The following is a 16963-nucleotide window of genomic DNA, read 5'->3' as shown; positions in this document are numbered from 1 at the left end:
AGGCTAGCGGCGGTCGCAAGCGCGGCGAAGCCGGGCGCAGCGGGCCGCCGCCATCGAGGCTAGCGGCGGTCGCAAGCGCGGCGAAGCCGGGCGCAGCGGGCCGCCGCCATCGAGGCTAGCGGCGGTCGGGGCTAGGCGTATTCGACCGCGCCGTCGTCGAGCACCACCCGGGTGTCGGCCCCGTCGGGACCCGAAGCCTCGGTGCGGAACACGGCCTTGCCCGGCTCGGTGCGCCAGATCAGCGTGGTCAGCGTCTCGCCGGGGAACACCGGCGAGGTGAACCGCGAGGCGATCGAGGTGATGTTGGCCGCGACGCCCTGGCCCAGCTCGGACACCAGCGCGCGACCCGACACCCCGTAGGTGCACAGCCCGTGCAGGATCGGCTTGGGGAACCCGGCCAGCTCCCGGGCGAACCACGGGTCGCTGTGCAGCGGGTTGCGGTCACCGGAGAGCCGGTAGATCAGCGCCTGGTCCTCGCGGGTGGGCAGCGGGATGCGGGCGTCGGGCTCGCGGTCCGGGAATTCCGGCGCGACGGGCCGCTGGCCCGGCATGCCCCCGAAGCCGCCCTCGCCGCGGATGACCAGGGTGGTGAGCGTCTCGGCGATCAGCTGCCCGGAATCCGGCTCGGTGCCCCGGCCGCGCAACACCAGGATCGCGTTCTTGCCCTCGCCCTTGTCCTGGATGTCGGCGACCTCGGACACCACCGAGAGCTTGCCCGCGGGCGGCAGCGGTGCGTGCAGCCGGATGCTCTGCGATCCGTGTAACAGCATGGCCCAGTTGAACTTTCCGACCAGGCCGGCCGCGCCGAACGCCGGGCAGCAGATCACCGCATACGTGGGCAGCACCTGCTGGTCGATGTCGTGGCTGTTCTCGGTGGTGAACGGCAGGTCGTCGATCCCGGCGCCGACACCGAGCGCGTAGAGCAGCGTGTCCCGGTCGGTCCATTCGAACTGCACAGGTTCGGTCACCGCGCCGACGGCACTCGGATCAATCGCCATGGAAGTCTCCTGATCGTTGAGTAGTGATCCTCGGTCCACTCTGGCATCCGGCGAAACGTCGGTCTCCCCGAGGTCGCGCGGTAACAAACCGTCGCAAACCCTTCCCACCGGAGCCGTCGGCAAGGCAGGCTAATCGACATGCCCAAGCGCAGCATGATCCGGAAAGCCACGATGGCGCTCGCCGCGCTCACCGCCACGATGATCGTCGCCGGCTGCGGCGGCTCACCGCAGGCGCGGTCCATCACGGTGACGTTCATCCGCCATGCCCAGTCCGAGGCCAACGCCAGCGGCACCATCGACACCGAGGTGCCGGGCCCGGGCCTGACGCCGGAGGGCAAGGGGCAGGCCGAACAGCTGGCGCACCAACTCGGCCGCAAGGACTACGACAGCGTCTACGCCTCCACCATGACCCGGGCCCAGCAAACCGCCGCCCCACTGGCCGCCGAGCTCGGCAAGCAGGTCGAGGTCCTGCCCGGCATCCAGGAGATCAACGCCGGCTGGTACAACGGCAAACCCGAGTCGATGGCGAAGTCGACGTACATGCTGGCGCCGGTGAACTGGATCAACGGCGACGTGTCCGACAGCATCCCCGGCTCGGTCAGCGGCAAGGAGTTCAACGACCAGTTCACCGCGGCCATCAACAAGATCTACAACAGCGGCCACCGCAACCCGGTGGTGTTCTCGCACCGGAACTCGATCATGGTGTGGACGCTGTTGAATGCGCAGAACGCCAAGGACAGCCTGATGGACAGCCACCCGATTCCCAACACGGGCCGCGTGGTGATCAGCGGTAACCCGATGACCGGCTGGACGCTGGTCGACTGGGACGGGATCCGCGACTTCCACAACTAATGGCGATCGCAAGCGCGGCACATCCAACTAGCTCTCCCCTGCTGAAGACCGGCAGTTGACGTGCGCGGCTACCACCGCCACCATGTCTTCATGCGGTATGTCGTTACCGGCGGTACCGGGTTTATTGGTCGCCGTGTCGTGTCTCATCTTGTGGAATCGTGCCCTGACGCGCAGGTGTGGGTGCTCGTGCGACGGCAGTCGCTGGGCCGCTTCGAGCGGCTCGCGGAACGCTGGGGCGAACGGGTGAAACCGCTGGTCGGCGCGCTGCCGGAGCTGGAGCTGGGCGACGAGGTCCTCGCCGAGCTGGGCGAGATCGAGCACGTGGTGCACTGCGCGGCGATCTACGACATCACCGCCGGTGAACCCGAGCAGCGGGCCAGCAACGTCGAGGGCACCCGCGCGGTGATCGCGCTGGCGCAACGGCTGGACGCGACGTTGCACCACGTCTCGTCGATCGCCGTGGCCGGTGATTTCGCCGGCGAATACACCGAGGACGACTTCGACGTCGGCCAGCAGCTGCCGACGCCCTATCACCAGACCAAGTTCGAGGCCGAGCTGCTGGTGCGCTCGGCGCCCGGGCTGCGGCACCGCATCTACCGCCCCGCGGTGGTGGTGGGCGATTCACGCACCGGCGAGATGGACAAGGTCGACGGCCCCTATTACTTCTTCGGCGTGCTGGCCAAGCTGGCGGTGCTGCCGTCGCTGACTCCGATGCTGCTGCCCGACATCGGCCGCACCAACATCGTCCCGGTCAACTACGTCGTGGACGCCCTGGTCGCGCTGATGCACGCCGACGGCCGTGACGGGCAGACGTTCCACCTGACCGCGGAGAAGACCATCGGGCTTCGCGGCATCTACCGCGGCGTGGCCAAGGCGGCCGGACTGCCGCCGCTGCGCGGGTCGCTGCCGCGCTCGGTGGCCGCCCCTGTGCTCAAGGTGCGCGGGCGCGCCAGGGTGCTGCGCAACATGGCGGCCACCCAGCTGGGCATCCCCGCCGAGGTGCTCGACGTCGTCGACCTGGCGCCCACCTTTGTCAGCGAGAAGACGCGAAATGCCTTGAAGGGCACCGGGATCAGCGTTCCGGAGTTCGCCGATTACGCGCCCACGCTGTGGCGGTACTGGGCGGAGCACCTCGATCCGGATCGCGCGCGCCGCGACGATCCGCAGGGACCGTTGCAGGGCCGCCACGTCATCATCACCGGCGCGTCCAGCGGCATCGGCCGGGCCGCGGCCATCGCGATCGCCGAGCGGGGCGCCACCGTGTTCGCGCTGGCCCGCAACGGCGAGGCGCTCGATGCGCTGGTCGATGAGATCCGCGCCAAAGGTGGTGTCGCCCATGCCTTTACCTGCGATGTCACCGATTCGGCGTCGGTGGAACACACGGTCAAGGACATCCTGGGCCGCTTCGACCACGTCGACTACCTGGTGAACAACGCCGGCCGGTCGATCCGTCGCTCGGTGGTCAACTCCACCGACCGGCTGCACGATTACGAACGGGTGATGGCGGTCAACTACTTCGGCGCGGTGCGGATGGTGCTGGCGCTGCTACCGCACTGGCGCGAGCGCCGGTTCGGTCACATCGTCAACGTGTCGAGCGCCGGGGTGCAGGCACGCAACCCCAAGTACAGCTCCTACCTGCCGAGCAAGGCCGCGCTGGATGCGTTCTCCGACGTGGTGGGTTCGGAGGTGCTGTCCGACCACATCACGTTCACCAATATCCATATGCCACTGGTGCGCACCCCCATGATCGTGCCGTCGCACCGGCTCAACCCGGTGCCGGCGATCAGCCCCGAGCGCGCGGCGGCAATGGTGGTGCGCGGGCTGGTGGAAAAGCCGGCCCGCATCGACACCCCGCTGGGCACGCTCGCCGAGGCCGGCAATTACTTCGCCCCGCGGACATCGCGGCGCGTGCTGCACCAGCTCTATCTCGGTTATCCGGATTCGGCCGCGGCGCGCGGGCAAACCGCCGAACCCGCTCCGGCTCCGCGCACCGCACGCCGCAGGCCCCGCCGGCCGGTGCGCGCCGTCACTCGGGGCATCCGGACACCCCGTCCGATCAAGCGGCTGGTCCGCCTGGTGCCCGGCGTGCACTGGTAGTCACTTCTGCAGCGTGAACTGGTTGACGTCGATGTATCCGACCCGGAACGCGTCGGCGCAACCGGTCAGGTATTTCATGTACCGCTCGTAGACTTCCTCGGACTGCAGTGCGATGGCCTCGTCCTTGTGGGCCTGCAGCGCGGCGGCCCAGATGTCGAGCGTCTTGGCGTAGTGCGGCTGCAGCGACTGCACCCGGCTCACCGTGAAACCGTTCGCGGTGGCCCGCTCCTCCACCATCGGTATCGACGGCAGGCGCCCGCCCGGAAAGATCTCGGTGACCATGAATTTGATGAACCGGGCGAACGCAAACGAGATCGGCATGCCACGTTCGACCATCTCCGTCGGGTGCAGCCCGGTGATGGTGTGCAGCAGCATGACCCCGTCGTCGGGCAGCAGGTCGTGCGCCAGGGTGAAGAACGCGTCGTAGCGCTCGTGGCCGAAGTGCTCGAAGGCGCCGATGCTGACGATCCGGTCCACCGGCTCGTCGAACTTCTCCCAGCCCTCCAGCAGGACCCGGGCCGAGCGAGAGCTCCCGGACTTCGCGATCAGCTGCTCGACGTGCTCGGCCTGGTTGCGGCTCAGGGTGAGGCCGACGACGTTGACGTCGTACTTCTCCTGGGCGCGCATCATGGTGGCGCCCCAACCGCAGCCGACGTCGAGCAACGTCTTGCCCGGCTGCAGCCCGAGTTTGCCGAGCGCAAGGTCGATCTTGGCGATCTGCGCCTCTTCCAGCGTCATATCCTCGCGCTCGAAGTAGGCGCAGCTGTAGGTCTGGGTCGGGTCGAGGAATAGCCGGAAGAATTCGTCCGACAGGTCGTAGTGGGCCTGCACATCGTCGAAGTGCGGCGTTAGATCAGTTCCCTTGGGGGGCTCCGACGTGGTTGGCATCGTGCCAGCCTAGTCGCCGAATTGAGTATGTTGGAGTCGATGAACTCCCCCGTCTTCGTCGACGTCGATACCGGCGTGGATGACGCGCTGGCGCTGATATACCTGTTCGCCAGCCCGGACACCGAAGTGATCGGCATCGCCTCGACCGGGGGAAACGTTGGGGTGGAGCAGGTTTGCGAAAACAATCTTGGCCTGCTGGCGCTTTGCGAGCGCACCGGCATACCGGTCTCCAAGGGTTCCGGGGAAACCCTGACAGGACCGATGCGGCTGCCGTCAAAAGTCCACGGCCCCAGGGGATTGGGCTACGCCGACCTGCCACCGGGCTCCCACCGGCTCACCGACTACACCTCGGCCGACGCCTGGGTGCGCGCCGCGCGCGCCTGTCCCGGTGAGCTGATCGGCGTGGCGACCGGCCCGCTGACCAACCTGGCGCTGGCACTGCGCGCCGAGCCCGAGCTGCCGGCGCTGCTGAAACGGCTGGTGATCATGGGCGGGTCCTACGACCACCGGGGCAACACCACCGCCGTGGCGGAGTGGAACATCAGCGTCGACCCCGAGGCGGCGGCCGAGGTGCTGGCGGCGTGGTGTCCGGAAAACGTTGGGCGACAGCAGCTCCCGATTCTGTGCGGCCTGGATCTGACCCGCAAGGTGGCGATGACGCCCGATCATCTAGCGCGGCTGGCGGCGGCCGCGGAGTCGACGACGACGCGGCTGAGCGAACACGACGCCGCCGGAACCCGGTCGACGGCGTCCAACCCGCTGATTCGGGTGATCGAGGACGCGATGCGGTTCTACCTGGAGGCCTATCATGAACTCGGCCACGGGTATCAGGCACACATGCATGATCCGCTGGCCGCTGCCGTCGCGCTGGATCCCGGGCTGGTCACGACGCGTCCGGCGACGGTGGATATCGAGCTGACCGGAACCCTGACCCGCGCGATGACGGTGACCGACTGGTCGGACCGTCGAGAACCCAACGCGCTCATCGGGATTGACGTCGATGCGGCGGCATTCTTCGATCGGTTCATCGAACGGGTGGGGCCGTTTGCACGTCGAATAGGGGGCGACGGATGAAGATTCGTGCGATCGAGCTGATCCGGGCGGGGGCGGGGGGTGCTGCCTTTGGCCGCCCCCAACGAGGTGCTCGCGGCCGCGCACACTGTCGGTCCGGGCCTTTCCGGCGCGCAGGTGGCGGCCAGCCCAACCCGGCCCACGACGCCGCGACGAGGGCGTCGGTGACCCCACCGCGAGCGCGGCGCCGGTCGACCACGGCCAGGCCGAGCGCGGTCGCCGAGTGCACGGTGTCGACCCAGACCCCGGCCGCGAGCACCTCCGGGCTGGGGTTGACATCCACGGGGTGCAGGTCGACCGCAAGGCGCTCGTCGTCACCCGGATCCTGGGCGCACCGCGACCGGCTGGCCCGCACCGTGGTGGGCGCCCTGCCCGGCGGCTGAAGGCTGATGGCGCAAGCGGAACGAATTCGATTGAGTCCGCGGTAGCGAAAGTTCGGCCACCAAACGAAAAGTCGAAAGTTTATAGAGTGTCTGCGGCAGGAACGCTAGGTTGATATTTGGTAGAGAGGTGACGCGCAGGGGCGTCAGGCGTTAACGGGCTCTGAGCAGGGAAGGGTTTCGTGAGTCATGACGGAGCTGGTTACCGGTAAAACGCTGCCGAATGTCGTCGTCACCGGCGTCGCCATGACGACCGCGCTGGCAACTGATGTCGAAACCACCTGGAAGCTGTTGCTGGACAGCCAAAGCGGTATCCGCAGGCTCGAGGACCCGTTCGTCGAGGAGTTTGACCTGCCGGTGCGCATCGGCGGGCATTTGCTGGAGGAATTCGACAGCCAGCTCACCCGCGTCGAGCTGCGTCGGACCGCTCATCTGCAGCGGATGTCCATCATTCTGGGCCGGCGGGTTTGGGAGAACGTCGGGGATCCCGAGGTCGACGGCAACCGCTTGTTGGTGTCCATCGGCACCGGTATGGGTCCCTCGGAAGAGTTGGTCTTCAGCTACGACGACATGCGCGCTCGTGGCCTCAAGGCCGTCTACCCGCTCGGGATCCAGAGATTTATGCCCAACGGCGCCGCCGCGACGGTGGGGCTGGAGCGGCACGCCAGGGCCGGTGCGATCACCGCGGCGTCGGCGTGCGCGTCCGGCTCCGAGGGCATCGCTCGTGCCTGGCAGCAGATCGTGCTCGGCGAGGCCGACATCGCAATCTGCGGCGGCGTCGAGGCCAGGATCGAAGCGGTGCCGATCGCGGCGTTCGCCCAGATGGGCACCCTGTTGTCGTCCAAGAACGACGACCCGGTCGGCGCCTGCCGCCCCTTTGATAAGGACCGCGACGGCTTCGTGTTCGGCGAAGCCGGGGCGCTGATGGTCATCGAAACCGAAGAGCACGCCAAAGCTCGTGGCGCCGACATTTTGGCCCGCATCATGGGCGCGGGCATCACCTCCGACGGCTATCAGATGATGGCCCCTGACCCCACCGGCGAACGCGCCGGGCATGCGATGACCCGGGCGATTCAGCGCGCCGGGCTGACACCGGGCGATATCGACCACGTGAATGCCCACGCGACTGGAACCGTGGTTGGCGATCTCGCCGAGGCCAAGGCCATCAACAATGCGCTGGGCAGCCATAAGCCGGCCGTCTACGCACCCAAGGCCGCCCTGGGTCACTCGGTGGGTGCGGTCGGTGCGGTGGAATCCATCCTGACCGTGCTCGCCCTGCGCGACCAGGTGGTCCCACCCACGCTCAACCTGGAAAATCTCGACCCCGAAATCGACCTCGATGTCGTGGCCGGCAAGCCCCGTCCCGGCAACTACGAGTACGCGATCAACAACTCCTTCGGCTTCGGCGGACACAACGTGGCCATCGTCTTCGGACGCTATTGACGGCGGCGTAGGCGGCGGGGCCGGATCCCAGCGCTCGTTTGGTGATCCAGGCACGGGGAAGTCAGCGACTATGGCTTTCGCCGATTATCAAAACGAGCTGTACGACCAGTCGCTGCATGGCAATCAGCCCCAGTATCCGATCAGGTTCGAGGAGCTGGAGAAGAAGGCGTCGGCGGCGATGACCCCGAAAGTGCTGGGATACGTGGCCGGCGGCGCCGGCGACGAACACACCCAGCGCGCCAACTGCGAGGCGTTCAAGCGCTGGGGGTTGTACCCGCGGATGGGGATCGCCCCCGAGGAGCGGGACATGTCGATCGAGCTGTTCGGCATCAGGTTCCCCTCCCCGATCTTCATGGCGCCCATCGGCGTCATTGGGGTGTGCGACCGGGACGGCCACGGCGACATGCTGTGCGCGCGGGCCTCGGTCCGCACCGGTGTGCCGTTTTTCGTCGGGACGCTGTCCGCGGACCCGATGGAAGACCTCGCCGCCGAGCTCGGCGATACCCCGGCGTTCTTCCAGCTCTACACGCCGCCGGACCGCAAGATGGCCGCCAGCCTGGTGCACCGCGCCGAGGCGGCCGGCTTCAAGGGCATCGCCGTCACCCTCGACACGTGGGTCACCGGCTGGCGCCCCCGCGACCTGAAGGGCGGGAACTACCCGCAGGTGCCCAGCGGCTGCCTGGCCAACTACACCAGCGATCCGGTTTTTCGCGCAAACCTGAGCCGCGGCGAAGACGCCACCGAGGCGGCGGTGCGCAAGCTGCCGATCTTCGGCGGGCCGTTCCGGTGGTCGGACCTGGAATGGCTGCGGTCCGAGACCAGCCTGCCGCTGATGGTCAAGGGCATTTGCCATCCCGACGACGTACGCCGCGCCAAAGACATTGGCGTGGATGGCATTTACTGCTCCAACCACGGCGGCAGGCAAGCCAACGGCGGCCTGCCCTGCCTGGATTGCCTGCCCGCGGTGATCGAGGCCGCCGACGGGATGCCGGTGCTGTTCGACTCGGGAGTGCGTGGCGGCGCCGACATTATCAAGGCGCTCGCGCTGGGCGCGACCGCCGTGGGGATCGGCCGCCCCTACGCCTACGGGCTGGCCGTCGGTGGCGTGGACGGCATCGTGCACGTGCTGCGCTCGCTGCTGGCCGAAGCGGACCTGATCATGGCCGTCGACGGGTATCCCTCGCTCAATGACCTGACCCCCGACGTGTTGTGTCGCGTGTAATACGCTGTACCGCAAGACTATTCATAACTCCCCTCCACATACCAGCGTCGCTGGCGATAGCACAGCAGCAGCGCACGCTCGCTCTCCAGCAACACCTGGGCGCGGGCGGTGCGGCCCTTACTCAATTCGGGATCCCACCATCGCTCGTCGACCGGCCAGGGGCCGGACCACCAGCACAGCCGCTCGTCGCGACCGTGGGCGATCATGCGCGCGGGGTCGGCGGAGAACAGCCCCCGGATGGTCACCCGTACCGGGTTTCCTTGGGCGTCAAGCAGTTCCACCGGGTCGTCCAGCAACACCGCCGGTGACGGCTCGGGCAGCCGGCCGGGCCACGGCGGATCGGGATCGGCCCGCGGTACCGGCTCGTCACCGAGCGGGATCAGCGTGATGCGCTCGGCCGGGCCGCGCCCGCCGGACAGCACCGGCACGCGCACCGCCTCCGGGCCAAGCAGGCCCTGCACCCGCACCAGCGCCCGGCGGGCCCGCAGCCTGTCCTCCTCGCCCAGGCCGCCCCAGAGCGGCAACTGCAGCGCCTCGGCGGACACCACCTCAACCGCGTTGAGCCGCAACAGCGTCACCGCGGCCGTGGGGCGGGGATTGTGTGCGGTGCGGCTGCTCAGCCATCCGTCCAGCTGCCAGCGCACCCGGTCGGCGGTGGCGTCCTCGGTCAACGGCTCGGCGCACCGCCACACCCGGTGCAGTTCTTCGCCGTTGGCGGTGACGGCGTGGATGGCCAGCCGGGTGCATCCCACGCCGGCGGCCATCAGCGTCTGGTGCAGCCTGCCGGCCAGTGAGCGCCCGGCGAACGCCGCGGCATCGACCCGGTCGATCGGCGGATCGCAGTCCAGCACGGCCTCGAGTTCGGCCGGCGGCTCCCGGCCGGACGGCGGCCGCTCGGGTTCGCCGCGGGCCAACCGGTGCGCGGTCACCCCGTCGGCGCCGAACCGGGAAGCCACGTCGCTGCGCGACAGCGCGGCGAACTGCCCGATGGTGCGAATCCCCATCCGCCACAACAGGTCCGTCAGCTCTTCGCGGCCGGCGCCGGATAGGCTCGGCTCGGTGGCAAGTTGCCGGATGGACAGCACCGACAAAAACTTCGCGTCACCCCCCGGCTCGACGACCCGGCCCGCCCGCGCCGCGAAGACCGCGGTGGACAGCTGGTCGGCGACCCCGGCCTGACACTCGGCACCGGCCGCGGCAACCGCATCGATCAGCCGTTCGGCGGCGGTGGCCTCGGACCCGAAATAACGGGCCGCCCCGCGCACCGGCAGCACCAGGAGGCCGGGCCGCAGCACCTCGGCGCGGGGCACCAGGTCGTCCACCGCCGCGATCACCGCCTCGAAGAAGCGGGCGTCGCGGTCCGCGTCGGCGGCGGTGACGTGCAGCTGCGGGCACCGAGCCGCCGCCTCCCGGCGTCGCAGCCCCCGTCGCACACCCGCCGCCCGGGCCGCCGACGAGCAGGCGATCACCCGGTTGGCCAGCGTGACCGCGATCGGGGCGGTCGCGGACAGGCCCGCGGCCGTCGCCGCCGCGACCGCGGGCCAATCCATGCACCAGATCGCCAAAACCCTTGAGCCGGAAGGGCCAGAAAGACCAGCCACGATATTTAACCGGCTCGCGCCGGGGACATCACCCGTCGTCCCGCGCACGTCCCGCTGACCTGCAGCCGCACCCCGCCGATCCGGCCGAATCCGGGGCGGCCGTCCGCGGTGATGTCATAGCCACAGACCCGGGCGGCAAGGCGCGTCGGCGCCCCCTGCCAATCGCCGCCGGTGACCAGCAGGGTGCAGCCCTTGTTTCGGGCGCGGGCCACCACCGCCCGCGCCCGGGTGGGCGGCACCCGGCGCCCACCCAGCCCCAGGACCACCAGGTCCATGCCGTCGACGAGCACGGCGGCCACCTCCACCGGATCGGTGCCGGGATCCGGTATCACCGCGAGCCGGCTCAGGTCCGCCCCCATCTCCGCGGCGGCCAGCAGCCCGATGTCCGGCTGGCCGACGATTGCGGCGTTGCCACCGGCCGCCGTGACGGCGGCCACCATGCTCAGCAACAGCGACCGGGCACCGGAGAGCACCGCGACCGTTCCCCGCGGCACCGGGGTGGGCAGCAGGTTGGCCAGCCACGGCGGGAGGGCCAGCTGAGCCTCCGAGTCCGGCAGCAGGTCCCCGGCGGGCGCGGCGGCATGCGGCCCGGCCTTCTTCCCGGAAATGCTCGCCATCCGACGGCGAAGCGATTCTAGCTGCTCAGCGCGGGTTTCCTGGCTGGGGCTGGAGGCAAAAGCCGCGGTCATGACAGCCTCCTATCACCAGCTTTCCGGGAGCTTCCGGGGAGTGTATTCGAATGTATGTTCGATACATTTCGAAGTAAACACCCGCCCTCTGACAACCGTCAAGCGACGTGAGGGACAGCGTTATGCGATCGGTACTGGTGTGGCTGATGGGTGCCATGTGGCCGCATTTTTCGCTGAATACCAGGCCGAGCCGGCTACTCCCATTCGATGGTGCCGGGTGGTTTGCTGGTGATGTCCAGCACCACGCGGTTGACCTCGGCCACCTCGTTGGTGATGCGGGTCGAGATGCGCTCCAGCACCTCGTAGGGAACCCGGGTCCAGTCGGCGGTCATGGCGTCCTCACTGGTCACCGGCCGCAGCACGATCGGGTGCCCGTAGGTGCGGTTGTCGCCCTGCACGCCGACCGAACGGACGTCGCCCAGCAGCACCACCGGGCACTGCCAGATCAGGGTGTCCAGGCCAGCCGCGGTCAGCTCCTCGCGCGCGATCGAGTCCGCATGACGCAGGGTGTCCAACCGCGGCGCGGTGACCTCGCCGACGATCCGGATCCCCAGGCCGGGGCCCGGAAAAGGTTGGCGCGCAACGATTTCCTCCGGCAGGCCCAGTTCGCGCCCGACCGCGCGGACTTCGTCCTTGAACAGCAGCCGCAGCGGTTCGACGAGTGTGAACTTCAGGTCGTCGGGCAGGCCTCCGACGTTGTGGTGGCTCTTGATGTTCGCGGTACCGCTGCCGCCGCCGGACTCCACCACGTCCGGATACAGCGTGCCCTGCACCAGGAAATCGACGTGAGAATCCCCGTCTCCCACAATGTCTCGCACCGCGCCCTCGAAGGCCCGGATGAACTGGCGGCCGATGATCTTGCGCTTGCCCTCGGGATTGCTCACGCCCGCGAGCGCATCCAGGAAGGTGTCGGCCGCGTCGACGGTGACCAAGTGGGCGCCGGTGGCGGCCACGAAGTCGCGTTGCACCTGCGCGCGCTCCCCGGCGCGAAGCAGCCCGTGATCGACGAACACACAGGTCAACCGGTCACCGATGGCCCGCTGCACCAGCGCGGCGGCCACCGCGGAATCCACGCCGCCGGACAGTCCGCAGATCGCCCGGCCGTCACCGATCTGGGCGCGCACCTGCTCGATCAGCACGCCGGCGATGTTGGCCGCGGTCCAGTCCGCGCCCAGCCCGGCGAAGTCGTGTAGGAATCGGCTGAGCACCTGCTGCCCGTGTGGCGTGTGCATGACCTCCGGGTGGTACTGCACACCGGCCAGGCGGCGCTGCCGGTTCTCGAAGCCGGCCACCGCAGCTCCGGAGCTGCTGGCCACCACCTCGAACCCGTCCGGTGCGACGGTCACCGCGTCGCCGTGGCTCATCCATACCGGTTGCGAACTCGGCAATCCCGAATGCAGTTCGCCGCCAATCACTTTCAGTTCGGTGCGGCCATATTCGCTGGTGCCGGTGTGGGCGACGGTCCCGCCCAGCGCCTGCGCCATGGCCTGAAACCCGTAACAGATGCCGAACACCGGCACCCCCAGATCGAACACCGCCGGATCGATCTGGGGGGCGCCGTCGACGTACACACTGGACGGCCCGCCCGACAGCACCAGCGCCAGCGGGTCGCGGGCTTTGATCTCCTCGACCGTAGTGGTGTGCGGAATAACCTCGGAGAACACCCGCGCCTCGCGGACGCGACGGGCGATCAGCTGCGCATACTGCGCGCCGAAGTCCACGACGAGTACCGGTCGGGCCGGCGATCCAGACGCATCGGTTTCAAGAGTTTCGGTGGGGTCGGCCACGCAGGCGAGTCTAGTGGCTGCCCGCGTCGTCTTTGCCCCGCAGGGCTACAGCGCAAACGCGGCGCGCACCGCGCCGACCGCCAACGCGTCGCCGTGAAACTTGATTCGCCGTAGGGCGGCACCGCGCTCGGCGTCGTCGGCCCCCAGCCGGGCGGTGACGAGATCCGCCGCCGCGGCCGTGATCGTCACCGCGGGCTCGCCTCGCCCCGCGCCGAGCCGACCTTGCGTGACGGCGAATTCGAAACGGCGACCGTCGATCTCGACACGGCATGTCGTCTCCACTCCGGCGGCCCTACTTGACTGGAAGCCCAGCAGGATTCCGGCCAGAAACCCGTTGAGCGGGGACGCCGGCCCATCGTCGATCGGGTCCAGGTGGTCGACCCCGAACCACGCGACGCTTTGCAGGATCGGCAGCACCCGCTGCCAGCCGAGATCGCTGAGTGTGTAGACGGTGCGACCGATCGGGGCCGGCAATTCGCTGCGGTCAACGAGCCCGGCGTCCTGAAGCTCCTTGAGCCTTTCGGCGAGCAGATTGGTTGCGATACCGGGCAGTTCGGCCCGCAGGTCGCCGTAGCGACGCACGCCGCCGACCAGCTCCCGCAGGATCAGCAGGGTCCACCGCTCACCCAGGACATCGAGGCCGCGGGCGATCGGACAGTTCTGGTTGTAGTTCCTGCGGGACGCCACCATGCCAGCCTACCCGGCGGCAGACAATTTTTTCAACTGACCACTTGATTTGTTTGTCTTTAAGCTTTACCGTCTTGTTCATGCGTACCGAACCAGCGTTCCGGGATCACCCCATTGCCGCGCTCGCCGTCATCTGCCTCGGCGTCTTCGTGATCAGCGTCGACGCCACCATCGTCAACGTCGCGCTGCCCACGCTGTCGCGTGAACTCGGCGCCGATACCGCCCAACTGCAATGGATCGTCGATGCCTACACCCTGGTGATGTCCGGCCTGCTGCTCTCGGCGGGCAGCCTGTCCGACCGCTACGGCAGGCGAGGCTGGCTGAATTCTGGGCTCGCGCTGTTCGCCGTCACTTCTGCGGTTGCGGCACAAGTGAATTCGGCGGATGCATTGATCGCAGCGCGCGCGGCCATGGGAGTGGGCGCGGCGGTGATATTCCCGACCACCCTGGGACTGATCACCAACATATTCACCGACCCCGTACCGCGCGCCAAGGCAATAGGGCTGTGGGCGGCCATGGTTGGCGTCGGGGTGGCCGTGGGGCCGATCAGCGGCGGCTGGCTCCTCGAACACTTCTGGTGGGGGTCGATCTTCATGGTGAACATTCCGATCGCGGCGCTGGCCATCATCGGCACCACGTTGTTCGTTCCGAGCTCGCGCGACCCGGCGGCGCCCCGCGTCGACGTCCCCGGCTTGATCCTGTCCGCGACCGGGATCACCACGCTCGTCTACACCGTCATCGAGGCGCCGACCTGGGGATGGACCGACGGCCGGACCATGGCCGGATTCTCGCTCGCCGCAATCGTTCTCGCCGCGTTTGCGCGCTGGGAACTGCGCAGCCCCCACCCTATGCTCGACGTCTCGGTCTTTTTGAACCGCCGGTTCTCCGGCGGCAGCCTGGCGGTGACGGCGGGGTTCCTGACGCTGTTCGGCTTCATCTTCGTCATCACCCAGTACTTCCAATTCATCAAGGACTACACCGCCTTTGAGAGCGGCGTGCGACTGCTGCCGGTCGCCGCGTCGATCGCACTGGCCAGCGTTGCGGGCCCCCGGCTGGTGGAACGGATCGGCACCACCGCCGTCGTCTCCACAGGCCTGGCCGTGTTCGCCGCCGGCCTGGCCTGGGCGTCCACTGCCGACGCCGCCACGCCCTACACCCAGATCGCCACACAGATGCTGCTGCTCGGCGGCGGCCTCGGCCTGACTTTTTCGCCGGCCACCGAGGCGATCATGGGATCGCTGTCCGCCGACAAAGCTGGGGTCGGCTCGGCCGTGAACGACACCACGCGCGAACTCGGGGGCACGCTCGGAGTGGCCATCGCCGGCAGCATCTTCGCCTCGGTGTACTCGGGCCACCTCGGCGCATCCGCGCTGACGGGATTGCCCGCCGATGCCATGCGTCATTCGATGGCCGTGGCGCACACAGTCATTCAGCATTTACCCGCGCAGCAGGCCGCACATGTGCGCGCCGCGGTCGATCGCGCGTTCCTGGACGGGCTGCAGGTCAGCTCGCTGCTGTGCGCCGGCATCGCGCTGGGCGCGGCGATCGTCGTCGGCTGGCTTCTCCCAGCCAGGGAACCGGCGCGTCAACAGGAAAGGGCACTCCGATGAGCATCGCACCACAGGGCAGCACATACGTTCTCGGCCACGCCGACGCGGAGGTGCAGCGACTCCTCCTGCAGGGACGGCTTTACGACGACTACACCGAGCACGCGCTGCGGCTCGCTGGGCTGCGGCCGGGCATGCGGGTGCTCGACATCGGATCCGGGCCCGGTGACGTTTCATTTGTCGCCGCCCGGATGGTCGGCCCAACCGGGACCGTTCTCGGCATCGACGCCGAACCCGCGATGGTCGAGCTCGCTCGCGCTCGTGCCGCCGAAAAAGGCTTGGCTATGGTGCATTTCATGCAGTCCGCGGTGGACTCGATCGCACTGGACGAACCGGTCGACGCGGTAGTCGGCCGGCTGATTCTGATGCATTTGCCCGATCCGTCCGCAACGCTGCGGCACCTCGTCTCCTTCGTGCGCCCGGGCGGGGTCGTCGCGTTCTCCGAGAACGACATCACGGCGACGCACAGCATCCCGAACATGCCCCTGTTCGATCAGGTGACGGCGGGGATCGTGCGCGCCTTCGAGACCATGGGGCTCAGCGCCGCGTTCGGCAACACGCTGCACACCGTCTTCGCCGACGCCGGCCTGGGCGCCCCACGCCTCACCCAGGGCACGCCGATCGGTACCGCCGATGACGTCGACCTGCTGGCCTATGCCGCGGAAGTCTGGCGACTGGTGTCCCCGGTCGCCGAACAACACGGCTTCGCCATCGACGAGGTGACCGACATCGACGGTTTCGTTCCGCGATTCCGCGAGCAGGCGCTCGCGGTCAACGCGCTTATCGCGATGCCACCGATGATCACCGCATGGGCGGAGGTTCGGAAGTGAGCGAGACCATCGAAAACCAGTACTCGACGGGGCTTTCGCGGCCCAGCATCGAGCGGGCACTGCTCGACGCCGGAAAGGACCTCGACGACCTGGCGCCCGCGGACCTGGGCGCACTGGAGGACTTCCACACCATGGGCCGCTTCGCCACCGCCCAGTTGCTGGAGCTGACCGGAATCACCGGCGATAGCCGGGTTCTCGACGCGGGCAGCGGGATCGGTGGCACCGCGCGCTACCTCGCCGACCACTACGGCTGCGCGGTCACCGCCGTTGATCTCACCGCCGAGTACTGCGACACGCACCGCTGGCTCAATCGACTTGTCGGGTTTGACGATTCGATCACCGTCCGGCAGGGCGACGTCACCGCCTTGCCGCTCCCCCACGGCTTCGTCGACGTGGTGGTCAGTCAGCATGTGCAGATGAACGTGGCCGATAAGGCGCGTCTGTACGGCGAGGCCCGCCGGGTACTCACACCCGGCGGTCGGCTTGCGCTGTGGGACTTGACCATTGGCGACGGTAGCGCACTCGACTTCCCGCTGCCCTGGGCCGACGCACCCGCCCGCAGTCACCTGGTGACCCCCGACGAGCTGCGCACCCTGGTCACCTCCGCGGGGTTTGCGGTGCAGCACTGGAACGACCTCACCGAGACCGCGAGCTCGCTCATGCAGGCGTTGCTGGCGCAGCCGCCCCAACCACTGGGCCTGCACGCGTTCGTCACCGACTTCGGCCGCAAGGCCGAAAACCTCACCCGAGCGCTGGCCGACGGAAGACTTCGCGCGATTCAGGGCGTCGCGACGGCAATCGGCTCGTGAAC

The 16963-nt window shown here is 68.5% G+C and carries 15 protein-coding genes; 9 read left to right on the top strand and 6 right to left on the bottom strand.

All coding sequences use genetic code 11. The annotated features are described in order from the left end of the window. Nucleotides 1-131: 131 nt before the first annotated feature. Nucleotides 132-998, bottom strand: a complete 867-nt coding sequence (locus tag B8W69_RS23135) for a MaoC/PaaZ C-terminal domain-containing protein (protein WP_085292086.1) — start codon at nt 996-998, stop codon at nt 132-134. A gap of 138 nt (nt 999-1136) precedes the next feature. Between B8W69_RS23135 and B8W69_RS23130 the strand changes: the two genes are divergently transcribed. Together B8W69_RS23130 and B8W69_RS23125 are read left to right on the top strand one after the other, a co-directional pair. Next, on the top strand, nt 1137-1850 hold the full coding sequence (locus B8W69_RS23130) for a histidine phosphatase family protein (protein ID WP_085292085.1): 714 nt from the start codon (nt 1137-1139) through the stop codon (nt 1848-1850). A gap of 90 nt (nt 1851-1940) precedes the next feature. Further along, nucleotides 1941-3947: an SDR family oxidoreductase gene (locus tag B8W69_RS23125; RefSeq protein WP_085292099.1), complete on the top strand. Its 2007-nt coding sequence runs from the start codon at nt 1941-1943 to the stop codon at nt 3945-3947. Here B8W69_RS23125 and cmaA1 read toward each other — a convergent pair whose 3' ends face one another. After that, a complete protein-coding gene (gene cmaA1 / locus B8W69_RS23120) occupies nt 3948-4835 on the bottom strand; it encodes a cyclopropane mycolic acid synthase CmaA1 (RefSeq protein WP_085292084.1) in 888 nt (295 codons plus the stop codon). A 39-nt stretch (nt 4836-4874) separates the two neighbouring features. Here cmaA1 and B8W69_RS23115 point away from each other — a divergent pair, with 39 nt between their 5' ends. The 4 genes from B8W69_RS23115 to B8W69_RS23100 all read left to right on the top strand — a co-directional run bounded on the left by B8W69_RS23115 (nt 4875) and on the right by B8W69_RS23100 (nt 8951). Next, the gene (locus B8W69_RS23115) at nt 4875-5909 is read left to right on the top strand and encodes a nucleoside hydrolase (protein ID WP_085292098.1); all 1035 of its coding nucleotides are present in this window, start codon (nt 4875-4877) and stop codon (nt 5907-5909) included. 161 nt (nt 5910-6070) lie between these two features. Next, nucleotides 6071-6289, top strand: coding sequence for a hypothetical protein (locus B8W69_RS30965; protein ID WP_181447467.1), 219 nt, complete (start codon nt 6071-6073; stop codon nt 6287-6289). A 186-nt stretch (nt 6290-6475) separates the two neighbouring features. Then, a complete protein-coding gene (gene kasB, locus B8W69_RS23105; protein WP_085292083.1) occupies nt 6476-7729 on the top strand; it encodes a 3-oxoacyl-ACP synthase KasB in 1254 nt (417 codons plus the stop codon). Nucleotides 7730-7799: 70 nt separating this feature from the next. Further along, the gene (locus tag B8W69_RS23100; protein WP_085292082.1) at nt 7800-8951 is read left to right on the top strand and encodes an alpha-hydroxy-acid oxidizing protein; all 1152 of its coding nucleotides are present in this window, start codon (nt 7800-7802) and stop codon (nt 8949-8951) included. Nucleotides 8952-8968: 17 nt separating this feature from the next. Here the strand turns inward: B8W69_RS23100 and B8W69_RS23095 are convergent, their stop codons facing one another. The 4 genes from B8W69_RS23095 to B8W69_RS23080 form a co-directional block, all read right to left on the bottom strand. After that, nucleotides 8969-10501, bottom strand: coding sequence for a DNA polymerase Y family protein (locus B8W69_RS23095; protein WP_085292081.1), 1533 nt, complete (start codon nt 10499-10501; stop codon nt 8969-8971). A gap of 56 nt (nt 10502-10557) precedes the next feature. Next, nucleotides 10558-11241, bottom strand: a complete 684-nt coding sequence (gene imuA' / locus B8W69_RS23090) for a DnaE2-dependent mutagenesis accessory factor ImuA' (RefSeq protein WP_085292080.1) — start codon at nt 11239-11241, stop codon at nt 10558-10560. 194 nt (nt 11242-11435) lie between these two features. Beyond that, on the bottom strand, nt 11436-13028 hold the full coding sequence (gene guaA, locus B8W69_RS23085) for a glutamine-hydrolyzing GMP synthase (protein ID WP_085292079.1): 1593 nt from the start codon (nt 13026-13028) through the stop codon (nt 11436-11438). Nucleotides 13029-13073: 45 nt separating this feature from the next. Next, on the bottom strand, nt 13074-13718 hold the full coding sequence (locus B8W69_RS23080; RefSeq protein ID WP_085292078.1) for a winged helix-turn-helix transcriptional regulator: 645 nt from the start codon (nt 13716-13718) through the stop codon (nt 13074-13076). A 77-nt stretch (nt 13719-13795) separates the two neighbouring features. Between B8W69_RS23080 and B8W69_RS23075 the strand changes: the two genes are divergently transcribed. From B8W69_RS23075 to B8W69_RS23065, 3 genes are read left to right on the top strand one after another with little or no spacing between them, the layout of a single operon-like run. Continuing rightward, nucleotides 13796-15325, top strand: a complete 1530-nt coding sequence (locus tag B8W69_RS23075; RefSeq protein ID WP_085292077.1) for an MFS transporter — start codon at nt 13796-13798, stop codon at nt 15323-15325. Then, complete coding sequence (locus B8W69_RS23070) at nt 15322-16152, top strand: class I SAM-dependent methyltransferase (protein ID WP_085292076.1); 831 nt, start codon at nt 15322-15324, stop codon at nt 16150-16152. Before B8W69_RS23075 ends, B8W69_RS23070 begins: the two co-directional genes overlap by 4 nt. After that, nucleotides 16149-16961, top strand: a complete 813-nt coding sequence (locus B8W69_RS23065; RefSeq protein WP_085292075.1) for a class I SAM-dependent methyltransferase — start codon at nt 16149-16151, stop codon at nt 16959-16961. The genes B8W69_RS23070 and B8W69_RS23065 overlap by 4 nt, the downstream gene beginning before the upstream one ends. Nucleotides 16962-16963 lie beyond the last annotated feature (2 nt).

Origin of the sequence: Mycolicibacterium vulneris (assembly GCF_002104765.1) — a bacterium.
Taxonomy (GTDB): Bacteria; Actinomycetota; Actinomycetes; order Mycobacteriales; family Mycobacteriaceae; genus Mycobacterium; species Mycobacterium vulneris.
The sequence above is the reverse complement of the archived record's forward strand: the minus strand, read 5'-3'. Positions and strand labels throughout refer to the sequence as shown.

Bases quoted from the DNA above. Each gene is read 5' to 3' on its own strand.
- B8W69_RS23135 (WP_085292086.1), bottom strand. From the start codon at position 998: ATGGCGATTGATCCGAGTGCCGTCGGCGCGGTGACCGAACCTGTGCAG.
- B8W69_RS23130 (WP_085292085.1), top strand. From the start codon at position 1,137: ATGCCCAAGCGCAGCATGATCCGGAAAGCCACGATGGCGCTCGCCGCG.
- B8W69_RS23125 (WP_085292099.1), top strand. From the start codon at position 1,941: ATGCGGTATGTCGTTACCGGCGGTACCGGGTTTATTGGTCGCCGTGTC.
- cmaA1 (WP_085292084.1), bottom strand. From the start codon at position 4,835: ATGCCAACCACGTCGGAGCCCCCCAAGGGAACTGATCTAACGCCGCAC.
- B8W69_RS23115 (WP_085292098.1), top strand. From the start codon at position 4,875: ATGAACTCCCCCGTCTTCGTCGACGTCGATACCGGCGTGGATGACGCG.
- kasB (WP_085292083.1), top strand. From the start codon at position 6,476: ATGACGGAGCTGGTTACCGGTAAAACGCTGCCGAATGTCGTCGTCACC.
- B8W69_RS23100 (WP_085292082.1), top strand. From the start codon at position 7,800: ATGGCTTTCGCCGATTATCAAAACGAGCTGTACGACCAGTCGCTGCAT.
- B8W69_RS23095 (WP_085292081.1), bottom strand. From the start codon at position 10,501: ATGGATTGGCCCGCGGTCGCGGCGGCGACGGCCGCGGGCCTGTCCGCG.
- imuA' (WP_085292080.1), bottom strand. From the start codon at position 11,241: ATGACCGCGGCTTTTGCCTCCAGCCCCAGCCAGGAAACCCGCGCTGAG.
- B8W69_RS23080 (WP_085292078.1), bottom strand. From the start codon at position 13,718: ATGGTGGCGTCCCGCAGGAACTACAACCAGAACTGTCCGATCGCCCGC.
- B8W69_RS23075 (WP_085292077.1), top strand. From the start codon at position 13,796: ATGCGTACCGAACCAGCGTTCCGGGATCACCCCATTGCCGCGCTCGCC.
- B8W69_RS23070 (WP_085292076.1), top strand. From the start codon at position 15,322: ATGAGCATCGCACCACAGGGCAGCACATACGTTCTCGGCCACGCCGAC.